This is a genomic window from Rhizobium aethiopicum (assembly GCF_900094625.1).
Classification (GTDB): Bacteria; Pseudomonadota; Alphaproteobacteria; order Rhizobiales; family Rhizobiaceae; genus Rhizobium; species Rhizobium aethiopicum.
This window is the reverse complement of record NZ_FMAJ01000011.1, coordinates 1-11,220: the sequence shown is the minus strand read 5'-3', so window position 1 is coordinate 11,220 and position 11,220 is coordinate 1. Positions and strand designations below refer to the sequence as shown.

The window sequence follows — 11,220 nt, the reverse complement described above, 5'->3', positions numbered from 1 at the left end:
TCTGACATTATCGGTCAACCCCGCGGAAGATTCTGAGCCAGATAAGCCCTGACCCTGTCGAGTTGCAATTCGAAGATGGGTATTGGATTATTCGTCGACAGCATCCGCAGAACGAATAACTCCCCCGCCTCCGGAAATTCATCGTATCGCTCCTGTGCTATCTTACGTCCCTCCTCACCGGCGACCCGCAATCCGTCCAGGTGCGCTTCAAGGCGCGCCACGAGCCGGGTAATACGCACTTCGTCCATATCCGGATTTTCGTCCGGATGAAGCAAGTGGTAATCGTAAACGGTCCATAGAAACGCCGCCATCTCGGCATGTTGGCGAACGATCTCGCGAAGGACGGGTGCGGCTGGCATTAGTTGAGATTCACCGATCCACCACGGATGCGATTGGCCGCTCTGGCGTGGCTCGTCACATAGGTGCCGCGGATGGTGATGTGCCCATCCTTTTCCATGATGATCGTCGCCTTGCCGCAACGGAGCTCTATCCGCTCTTCGGCGGTGATCTGAACGCGCTCGCCGTCACGAACGACGGTTGGCGTCGAAGACCTGCGGGCGGGATCGATGATTCGGCCAACGATCAGTGGCCGCGACGCGTCGCCGCCTTCGAAGAGCAGCGCAACTTCGGCCCCGACCATCGCGGAGGTAAGCTCGGCCAGGCTTCGCGCACGTACGGCAACTTCCTCGGGATTGCCGGGAAAGACGACCAGTGGCACGCCTGCATCGAAACCCAGCAGCAGCCCGATGACCACGCCCTCAATACGTTCCACTACATCGGACATATGATGCTTCCTCAATTCTGATTGATCTTGCTGCCCTTCCACGTGACCTCTCCCGAAGCCTTGCCGTTAAATTTGCCCGAGGCGTTAATCGAAATATCCTTGCCTTCGATCGCGATCGTGCCGTCCTTCTTCATTGCGATGCTTGCCGAGCCGCACTTGATGACGACCGAGTCTCCTGCTTCGATCAGTAGATCCTTTCCGATCTTGATCGCTCCGTCTTCACCTATTTCAACAAGGCTGCCTTTGGCGACTTTCACCGCCCGACTGCCGCCGATCTCCGTCGAATCGTCATCGCCAATCTTGGCGCTACGCGCCTTGCCAATGCTGCTCGTCTGCCCACCGCCGATCGACACGCTCTGGTCGGAACCGATATTCCAGCTGTCGGAGGAGCCCACTTCGTGGCTCTGGCCGGCACCGACGCTGACGGAACGGGACGCGCCGATCGTGTTCGATTGCGTCGCGCCGACCGATCGTGTCTCCGGCCCGCCGACGGTATCGACGCGTGCCGCGCCAACCGTCACCGTCTGGACGATTGCGACAGTCTGGGTATGACTGGCACCGATGGTTTCCGTCGAGTTTGAGCCTATACTGATCGTCTCGTTGGCGCCGACCGTCAGAGATCGATTGACCCCCACCGTCTCGGTATCGTTCGATCCAATATTGACGGTGCGGTCGACACCCACCTTGTTCGTCTTGTTGTTGCCGACATCCTCGTCGAGGTTCACGCCGACGGAGTGCTTGGCGTTGTTGTCGATGCGATCCGACTGGTCGTGTTGGACGAGCTTGCTGCGATCGTGTTTGACCAGGAGGTTGTGGTCCTTCTGCGCCTGAAAATAGACCTCCTCCGATCCGGCCTTGTCTTCGAAACGCAACTCGTTCCAGCCGCCCCCGCCAGGAGAGGAATTCGTCTTCAACCCGGATTGGGTGGCATGTCCAGGCAGCTCGTAGGGTGGCATTTCCTTGCCGTTATAGACTCTGCCGGTGATGATCGGCCGGTCGGGATCACCCTCGAGAAAATCGACGATCACTTCCTGACCGATACGGGGGATCTGAATAAACCCCCAGCCCGCACCGCTCCAGGTCTGCGAGACGCGCACGAAACATGAACTGTTCTGGTCCTTCTTGCCGAGACGGTCCCAGTGGAACTGCACTTTCACGCGTGCATATTTGTCGGTGAAGATCTCTTCGCCCGCGGGGCCGACCACGGTCGCAGTCTGCGGCCCGCGCATGATCGGCCGGATCGTGTTGCGAGGCGGCCGATAACTGATGGAGGTCGGAGCCACCTGGAATGTGGCTCGAAAGGTTTCTTCCTCCGCATGGGCCGCGGGCCGGTACCCCGGATCGAACAAACGATAGTCGGCGCGCAGCACGACATATTCCGCGTTCTGGTCCTTGCGCGGGAAATTCTCGAGCTTGAAAGTGCAGCCGGAAGCCAGACCCCGCACTGTGCCGCCGGCAGTGATCCGTTGATGCGCCGCCTGTATTTCCTCCCGCCGCACGACAGCCACTGCATCACCGCGACCGACCGTCAGATGCGCACCGGGATGGCGGTAATGTTCGCCCTGTGCCTCCGCGTGAGAGAAGGGTTGCGCCGATTGCGCCATGAGGTCGGCGCCGGGCTTGGTGAAGTCATAGTCCGTATGGGCGAAGGTGCCGGGAAGGACGGAACTGGTCGCGACCCAGTCTGTCATGTATTCCTCATCCCGGCGCACGGGATCGCCCTCGGCCCGGAACTTGACGCTGCCATAGCCTGGTGCAGGCTTCAGCTTGTTCATGGCATCGGCAAGCACGAGTGTGTGTTCGCCCTCATCATACTCGAAGAAATACATGATGCCTTCGTGCTCGAGCAGCCGCTGCACGAAGTCGAGATCGGTTTCGTCATATTGCACGCAGTATTCCCGAGCCTCGTAGGAACCCTGCAACCGCTTCTCGAATTTAGCCGCCTTGTATTTCGAGAATATCTTCTCGACGATTTCGACGACGCTCATATTCTGGAAGATACGGCAATCGGTGCTGTTGCCGAGCAGCCAAAGCCAAGGCCGCACCTCCGCCTCGTAGTAGGCAAACCTCTCTTCGATGCGCGTCAGGCGAAAATCGGTGACCAGCCCGCTGAACCAGCGTTTCTTGTCTCCGCTTTCTCCTTCTACCGACAAGGGCTTTCCGAGCAACTTCAGTGCGTCGACATTCTCGTCGGAACTGATGAAGCCGATAGTGAACGCAAAACACCGGCTGACCCCATCACGGCCGATGAGATGCGTGAAGGTCAGCGCTTCGGATCCGAGCGGCGTCTGGACGGTTGTCTTGCGATCATCAGCCATGCGGAGAATGCCCCTGTCTCGTGACGCCGGCGATCCTGATTGAGAAGCCTAGCACAAAGGCCCCTCGCCTCGGAAGTGACATCGACAGTGCAACAATCCGATGCCTGTCGCCTGGCCGTCCGGTCGACCGCAAGACACGCCCGAAAGGAGAGGATCGGTCTGACCTGCGCAATCGGGGCGGTGCGAAAATGTCATACGCGTGCGATCGATCCCCCGAGCCCTCGATCAGTCCTGACACTGAATGCGAGCTCTTCGATTGCCAGTGCCGCTTCCCGCGCCCCATTGGCAAAAACGATGCGGCTTGCTCGCGTGCGATGCTGGGCAAGAAAATCCTCCGACAGAGCGAGTTCGATTGCCTCATGCGCTCGTTCGGCATCCACCGATCTCAAACATAGCCCCAATCCGGAGCTTTGCGCATAGGCTGCTCGTACGGCCTGCTCGTCCATCTCGGGCGCTTCATTCGGAACGAAGATTGCGGGCATGCCGCCATAAATACATTCGTGGAAGCCGTTGTAGCCGGCATTCGTGATCATCAGGTCGACGGCGTTGAAATATCTGGCGATCGGGTAGATCGCCTTTTGCACGGTGCCCCCCATATGATCCTCTCGCTTCGGTGCGAGGGGATTGACCGCGTCGATGACCTGGACGCCATGCTTGAGCAGTCCGTTGATGATCGCCGGCCGCAGCCGGCTGACGTCGAAATTTCGTTCCGAACCGAGCTGCACCACCGCGACAAGACCGGCAGGATCGACACCGAGAGCCGATGCAGCTTCTGCCCGCGAAAGCCTGTCGTCATTGTCAACAAGGAGGATCGGCGAAACGCCGATCACGCCAGCGCGCAATTGCGCGGTGATGCCGTGGTCTTCGTCCGCGGCGAACTCACCCGGCTCGATCACCATGTCGAACCGATGCTGCATCGATGGATCGAGGCTATGACGGGAAGCCCACATCCCGCGGCGGATCCAGACCCAGTTCAGATCGGGACGGGCGGCCAGCACTTTCAGCAGGCCAGGATAGGGATGGTTGCTGTCGAAGACGACGCTGTTGATGGCAAACACCTCCACGGCGTTCAGCAATTCCTGTGCGAAGACCTCGTTCCAGCTATCGTCCGTCACACCGATCTTCGGGGCGGACGGTATGTAGTCGACCGGGTGTCCACGTGCTTCGATAATCGAAGATCCGGCCGACATTGTCAGGAAAACGGGCTCCATGTCAGGCGACATGCGCTCGGCGATTGCCATTAATCGCGTGATATGGCCAAGGCCTATGCCGTTTGTCGCGACAAACAGGACGCGGCGCCGTCCCATCAGCGACCGTTGCGATCTTCGCGGCCCGGAACGGACCGTTGGGTGTCCGCTCGACCCGGAGAAAGCGTCAGCGCCAACCGCCTTGCCGACCGTGGCAAGCGCGGCAGGCGAGCAAAGCCCGAGTTCGTCATAGATCGCACGCATTCTTTCCGGGTATCGGCTCTTCGAAAACTTCTTCTCGACCAATGTGCGCGCGGCTGCCGACTGAGCGCTGAAGGCCTCGGGAGAGGAGAGAAATCTCTCCACAACGCCGGTTGTTTCCTCAGGCCGGCAATAGACCGCACCCTCTTCGAACAGGTCACGAAACGATGGGTCCAGGATGGTCACAAGCCCACTCGCCATCGCTTCGGCAATGCCGATGCCGAACGCCTCAACCCATCGTCGGCTGTGAAAGAACACATAGAAATCAAGCTTGTTCAAAAACTGAGACACACCGCTATTCGAATAGGGCGAGATGTTCCAGTTGGATCCAATCAGTGGCACGATTTGGTCTGGCACACCGCCCATGACCTTGATTTGGACATTGCCAAGGTCGGGATAGGCCGCGCGCAGTTCAGCCTCGGTGTCGGGCCATTTCAGGAGATCGCGACGTGAATGTCTGCCGATAACAGCCCTTTCGCGCGGCGGCTGCGCGGTCCTGATTGGCCACTGGTCAAGGTCGATGAGGTTGAAAAGATCATGACGCAAGAGCTCGGGCCTTCCGGCGATGATGTCTTCGAACTGATTGCGCACCTTCGGGCCGACCGGCGCGAAGATGACGGGCGCCCCGAACATTCTCTCCAGATTTCGTTTCACCACGTCGATATTATATTGCGCATTACCGGCTCCGTCGAAGGGCGGATGCTGGACCGAAAGGAGGACGACCTTCGATCTGAGGCGCAGCGGCCGTGTCGGCATGTGCGCAAACGCCAGGGGATTATGCGCGAAAAGAATGTCGCACTCGACTGCCTCCTCGCCCGTCAGCCACGGCACCTCCTGACGCTCAAGAACGTCGAGAAGACGTTCCTCGAACCGTCTGGAACGGATGTCGGAAACGCCGAGAAATGGAATCAGAGCCGTCGAGAGGCCAAATTGCCGAGCGGACTGGATCTCGATCCGCACCGCCGATGAGGAGCCGCCATAAAATCGAGGATCGGCTGCATGGACAATATCAAAATGCATTCGAAAGCCAGATTGGGTCTATAAATGCTACCAGAGTCAATTCTCAGTTGTCAGGCCTGTTGCTTCAATAAGCGCTGCCGCTGCGGCCGAACGACGGGTTCCGTTCGGGACGGTCCAAATTCCTTACAGAAACGGGCTTTGGCTTGACCGACCGGGTGATCCTTGATGCCGCGACCGGGACATAGGAACTGTTCGGATAGCTGCTGATAAAATTGCGATAGGCTCGATCGGTGTTGCTTCGCCGTGCGTTGCGCCAAGCCACTTCTTCGGCGGCGGTCGGCGCATTTCGGTAACCGCTGATGATTGACGCCAGCGTCATATTCGAGCCTTGAGAGGTGCATGAGGCAAGTATCAGCGTTCCGAGGATAGATATCTTGCGAAGCATATATTGCCCTCCCCGCAGCTTATTTTAGTAAGCATTCACAAACTACGAAAGTCAATGCCCGCAAGGTGAAACTCAGTATTTTTCGATTGTCCGATGCATCCTCGAAGGACTTCTCCGGCTTTCAAGCAACGAATAGATGTACGTTTCAACTGGAGATTAATCAGCGGCTTGTCTAAGTGTGCCGCCCTTTCGCAATGACAACTGTTCGGCGAGGAATTCCTCCAAGCTCAGCCCCAGCGTCACCTCACGCGAAATCGCCCATTTTCGCAACACAAGGTCGTAGCGCCTGCGCACATAGTCCTGATATTGGCCGGACGAAAGCGATGGAAGGTGGTGCACCTGCGGAATGAATTCGGCCGGCGTCTCTGCCCGGGACATGAGTTCCTGTTGAAAATCGGAAAGAACGATGATTGGATATTCGTTCTTGGCTGTGCAAATCTTGCGGATGGACTCAATGGCTTCGAGAAAGCCGTCTGGTCTCGGCCCGAGCCAGGTGACAAGAGTTCGAGATTTTGCGCGGTTGTTCGCGTCGGTAATCGTATAGCGGAGTTCCTCGGGCATAGTCTGCTCTCGCCTGAAAAACGCGAAAGCGTCGAAAGGTATTCTCATATTGAACAAGCTGCGCAAAGGGGTGGTCGGTAAAACCATCAGGTGGGTCTCCGTGCAAAGGACTGGCTTGTTCGATATCCTGGCAATCTCGTTCGCCTGCCTAAGATTACTCTCGACAAAGATCTCGGCATCACACTGCTGATAGAAGGCGGCCTTGAACCTTGCATGGGTGCCCCGCCGCCGACGCTCCGCCGCGCTCGGCAGATCGAGCATGATGAGCTTGCCGTAGTCGATCGCATTTGTACGAAGCCAGGTTTCGGTCAAGGACCGGTACTTTTCGAGCCGGCTGGTAACGAGATAGGCGATGAAGCGCGTCGGTTTATGAAGCGCCCGTGCATTTCTCAAGAAGGCTTCATAGGCCGGTCCATCGTCATTTTCCGCATCGGTCGGGTCGAGGCAGAGCACCCCGTCAATGTCGATGCACGCCTTCGATAACAGGCCATGATGCATGAAATTCCACTGGAATAGCCTTGGCTGTTCGACGACCTCAAATACGAAGTCGACATGCTCGACGCTGTCGTGCAGACCATAGACCGCCGCGAAGACAAATTCAGCGCCTCTTTCCCATGCCATCAACTTGGCTTTGGCCTCCCGCATGGCGCCTCCGGTATTGATGCTGTCGTCCAGGACAAGAACCTTTCGAACATCCGATGCGCTCCTGAACGAAGCCGTATTCTTCGTCGCCCCGAAGGAATAAACGCGGCCCTCGATGAAACTGTCCAGATCGGTCATCGGCAGGTTGGCGACAAGGCCGAGCATGTTGGCGGCCAGCAAGCCGCTGCGTGGAATACCGACGACCAAATCAATCTCGCGAGGCAGCATGTGCAACCCGTTGACGATCGCTTTGTGAAGATCCGATATCGAGCGATACTGCATCGCCTGCCGATGCTCCCGTTCAGGTCAACTCCGAACCGTCATTTGCCGTTCTGTTCCAGAAAGAGATCGACCTGAGCTTCCATCTTCTGCCGTGTTGCCGCGTCAAGCTTTTTGCCGATCGCCGCGCGTGCTTCATCGGCTCGGTTAACGCCCAGCTTCTCGGCCAGCACCCCATAATAATAGGCAAGCGGCACATCCGCCTTTCCCGTGAAGCTGCCTTTGTCGTAACCGAAGGCAAGATCGAGATTGGCCAGTTCAAGGCCGCGATTGGCAGATAGCTTGAAAAGGGAAAACGCGCGGTTTCGATCAGCAGTAAGTTTATCGGCGCCTTTCAGATACAGCCTCGCGGCATAATAGGGGGCGTATTTGTTGCCCATGTCCGTTGCCTTGAGAAGGGTTTCCAAGCCACGTCTAAGGTCCTTCTTGGTACCCTCTCCACTGATATAGGCCTGCCCCAGATTTGCCATGGCGTCGATCTGGCCCGTATCGGCTGCTGCAATGTAAAGTGCTACCGCCTGCGAGGCATCCTGCTTTACACCCGTGCCCAGCCTGTAGCAGTCGCCCAGCGCCGTGATAGCGTTGGCCCATCCGCTGGACGCGGCAAGACGATACCAGAGAATCCCTTCTGTTGGCTCCTTTGCGACCCCTTGGCCAAGAATATAGGCTGTGCCGACGTTCGTGCGTGCGCGCAGATTACCCATTTTTGCAGCCGCCATGTAGTAGGAGAGAGCCTGATCGTAGTCGACCTTCCGGCCGATCCCCATGCGAGCCATGTAGCCGAGATTGACGAGAGCGGCGCTATACTGATGACCGCCGGCGACTTTGTAGAAATATTCCGCCCAGTTGTATCGACCGGCGATCTCGAGAACACGACCAAGCTGATACTGCAGCCGCGGATTGTTCTGATCTGCGGCCAGGGCGAAGGCGCAGGCCCGCAAAGCGTCGCGCACGTTGACGAGACCATTGCTGACGCCGGGGACCTGTCGCTGCGGATCGTTCGGGTCAGCTGCGTAAAGATCGCATTCGGTCACAAGACTGCGCATCCCGCCCGCCGTCTCGGGCAGTACACCCGGCCACATCCTGAACGTTTCGCTTACCGCTCGCTCGCCCGATTGCTGAAAGACGAACTCCTTAGCCTCCACGTCGCCGGCGCTTGGCACCTGGCTGGCAATGGACGAGGCGACAAGGCTTTCGCGCACGTAGAGACCGCGTTTCGAAAGGGCGGCAACCTGGACCCGGCTCTTTTCTTCGGCCTCGGCCGCATGCGCGCTGTGGGGAAAGATCCTGGCGAAGCGCTCGAAATCGGCAGGATCCGGACTATCCTTGATGAAGGTCCACAGCACCTCGTCGATAGCAACCGGACTCGACGTCTCGGTCGGCGGAAGGACGGCTTCCGCGTTCAGGATTGCCACCTGTGGGCGGAACACGAACCGTGTTTCGATCGAGCCGGTGATCCAAGGTATTTGGGCATTGCCCGTCGCTTGCCTAACATCGCCGCGAACCGTTCGAAACGTATCGTAAACATCGAGGTTCGGTCGCTGCAGGGCATTGGCAAGTGCCGACGAATAGGGGCTGTTCAGCCCGGTGCCATCATAGGCGACTTCACCAGCGCTCGTTGCATAGGCCACCAACACCTGGCCGCTTCCCGCCTCAGTATCCGCCAGCCCCTGACGAAGACCCTGAAAATTTGTAGCCGGGTTGTTTCGGCAGGCATCGAGAATAAAGAGCTTCAGCCCGACAGGATCATTCTTGACGATATCGATGAGATCATTGAGGACGAGTGCATCGGCGACGACCCGCTGCGCGGAGCTGGTATCGACATCCACGGGCAACAGCAGATTGCGGCCACTGGCTTGCAAGGCGTGGCCGGCATAGTAGAAGACCGCAATATCGGCCCCGACCAGATGCGTCCGAACGGTCTCTTTGAGGTCTCTGACCGCCTCTTTCTTCAGGTCGTAGAACAACAGAACGTCGAAATTCAACTCGGTCAGGGTATTGGCGATCAGCTTGGCGTCATTCTGGGGATTGCTCAACGGCGCAAAAGGATAGTCGCTATTGCCGATGACGATTGCCGCGCGCCTTTCTGCGTGAGCAAATCCCGCGAAGAGTTGACACGCGATCAGCAGGAAGAGGCAGATAAAAAAACGTGGGCCTCGCCCCTGCGCAGATGTGGAAACCATCACTGTCGCTCCAATGAAAAGACCTTGCCCCAAACCATCGTAGCAAAACCCAGAACGTTGCTTGCCTGCCTGCTACGCCCGCGATCGAGAATTTGAAGTGTCTTATCTCCTCCAGTCTACCTATTTACACAGCAAGCGGTAGCCCCTCTGCAATACACAAATGGCAGCAGACCGGCATCGAGGCGAGAAGAGCTTTTCCCCGACAATCACGAACCGGCTAAACAAGGCACACCGGCCGCAATACCTGCTGAGCGGCCTCCTGCAATGCGCCCACTATCTCGGCCCCCATGCGATCGCGGCCAAGGACCGCTACGGCTGCACCAACCGGCAAAAGAAGCTGCCGATCGAACAGCTGGGCGGAATTGTCTGCACCAATAGTGAGATCCGGTTAAAACTGGAGGAGCGGATCGTGGCGGCTGTACCCGGCAATCTCCTCGGAGCCGACTATCTCGAGCCGATCAACCGTGACATCGCCGCAGCCGCGACACGCGACCGGGAACAGGCGTCAGCAGGGTCCGGGCGGCTCCGATCCGAAATCGCCGCGATCGAGAAAAACAGCGAGTCCTCGGTGAGGAGATCGCCGATCGTCTGGTGGCCGGCCACGCGGGGGCAGAATTTGAACCGTTCGCAGGCTCACCCTCTTCGCGAACGACGAGCTACCGTCGCTAAGGGAACGCGAAGCATTTCCGCCAGCGATAGATACTTGGAGAGGAGAATTGGGTGCATTGGAGGATTTGGGGTTTTCTTTCCCACTGCGTCGGCTTTGCCTCGTTGCGGGCCCCTGATTAGGCTTTAAAATCGTCGACCCGTTACCAAACAAAAAGCCCGCCGTGTTGGCGGGCTTTTTGGAAGTTTGGTTGCGGGGGCAGGATTTGAACCTGCGGCCTTCAGGTTATGAGCCTGACGAGCTACCGGGCTGCTCCACCCCGCGATATTATTTTACAGCAGAAAGGGCCGCTTGCGCGACCCTTTTTGTTCGGCATGGGCCGTAGAGTTTGTTGTGAGAAGATTGTTTATCAATTGAGTTGCGTTTAGCAGACCTGGCAGCGACCTACTCTCCCGCGTCTTAAGACGAAGTACCATGGGCGCAGGGGCGTTTCACGGCCGTGTTCGGAAAGGGAACGGGTGCAGCCACCCCGCCATAACCACCAGGTCGGCAAAGCGCAACTTTGTTGATTGAGAAGCTGGTGCAGGCCGAAGGCCTGCTTGTTTAAACACGTCTTTGGACCCTCTTCCGGCTGCGGGTGCTTGTGGCACCCATACAGGCCAGAGGCCGTCGCGCTTGGCAGCGCGGGCCGTCCGCAGCGCCTTTGGCGCGTCAGGACAAGGTGAGGCATCATCAGCCTTTGGCTGATGAGCACAGTCAATGAGAACGATCAAGCCGATCGAGCTATTAGTACCGGTAAGCTTCATGCGTTGCCGCACTTCCACACCCGGCCTATCAACGTGGTCGTCTTCCACGGCTCTGATAGGGAACACTCGTTTTCAGGTGGGTTTCCCGCTTAGATGCCTTCAGCGGTTATCCCGTCCATATATAGCTACCCTGCTATGCCCTTGGCAGGACAACAGGTCCACCAGAGATATGTCCATCCCGGTCCTC

Annotated in this window: 8 protein-coding genes, 1 tRNA gene and 2 rRNA genes; 1 reads left to right on the top strand and 10 read right to left on the bottom strand. The window is 58.0% G+C overall.

From position 1 onward, the window contains the following. Window positions 1-14: 14 nt before the first annotated feature. The 7 genes from GA0061105_RS21845 to GA0061105_RS21815 all read right to left on the bottom strand — a co-directional run bounded on the left by GA0061105_RS21845 (window position 15) and on the right by GA0061105_RS21815 (window position 9,620). Window positions 15-359: a hypothetical protein gene (locus GA0061105_RS21845; protein WP_092752801.1), complete on the bottom strand. Its 345-nt coding sequence runs from the start codon at window positions 357-359 to the stop codon at window positions 15-17. Next, window positions 359-784, bottom strand: a complete 426-nt coding sequence (locus tag GA0061105_RS21840) for a DUF6484 domain-containing protein (RefSeq protein WP_092752799.1) — start codon at window positions 782-784, stop codon at window positions 359-361. The genes GA0061105_RS21845 and GA0061105_RS21840 overlap by 1 nt, the downstream gene beginning before the upstream one ends. Before the next feature lie 11 nt (window positions 785-795). Beyond that, entirely contained in the window at window positions 796-3,102 is a 2,307-nt protein-coding gene (locus GA0061105_RS21835) for a type VI secretion system Vgr family protein (RefSeq protein ID WP_092752798.1), read from the bottom strand. A gap of 191 nt (window positions 3,103-3,293) precedes the next feature. Then, complete coding sequence (locus GA0061105_RS21830; protein ID WP_092752796.1) at window positions 3,294-5,570, bottom strand: glycosyltransferase; 2,277 nt, start codon at window positions 5,568-5,570, stop codon at window positions 3,294-3,296. 64 nt (window positions 5,571-5,634) lie between these two features. Then, on the bottom strand, window positions 5,635-5,955 hold the full coding sequence (locus GA0061105_RS21825) for a hypothetical protein (protein WP_064697432.1): 321 nt from the start codon (window positions 5,953-5,955) through the stop codon (window positions 5,635-5,637). 156 nt (window positions 5,956-6,111) lie between these two features. Then, window positions 6,112-7,440, bottom strand: a complete 1,329-nt coding sequence (locus tag GA0061105_RS21820) for a phosphoribosyltransferase family protein (RefSeq protein ID WP_092752794.1) — start codon at window positions 7,438-7,440, stop codon at window positions 6,112-6,114. 38 nt (window positions 7,441-7,478) lie between these two features. Then, window positions 7,479-9,620, bottom strand: coding sequence for a caspase family protein (locus GA0061105_RS21815; RefSeq protein ID WP_092752792.1), 2,142 nt, complete (start codon window positions 9,618-9,620; stop codon window positions 7,479-7,481). A 160-nt stretch (window positions 9,621-9,780) separates the two neighbouring features. Between GA0061105_RS21815 and GA0061105_RS21810 the strand changes: the two genes are divergently transcribed. Further along, window positions 9,781-10,416, top strand: a complete 636-nt coding sequence (locus GA0061105_RS21810) for a hypothetical protein (protein ID WP_092752790.1) — start codon at window positions 9,781-9,783, stop codon at window positions 10,414-10,416. A gap of 58 nt (window positions 10,417-10,474) precedes the next feature. Here the strand turns inward: GA0061105_RS21810 and GA0061105_RS21805 are convergent. The 3 genes from GA0061105_RS21805 to GA0061105_RS21795 form a co-directional block, all read right to left on the bottom strand. Then, window positions 10,475-10,551, bottom strand: a tRNA-Met gene (locus GA0061105_RS21805). A 107-nt stretch (window positions 10,552-10,658) separates the two neighbouring features. Beyond that, a 5S ribosomal RNA gene (gene rrf / locus GA0061105_RS21800) occupies window positions 10,659-10,773 on the bottom strand. A 219-nt stretch (window positions 10,774-10,992) separates the two neighbouring features. Next, window positions 10,993-11,220 (bottom strand): 23S ribosomal RNA (locus GA0061105_RS21795); the annotation flags it as partial.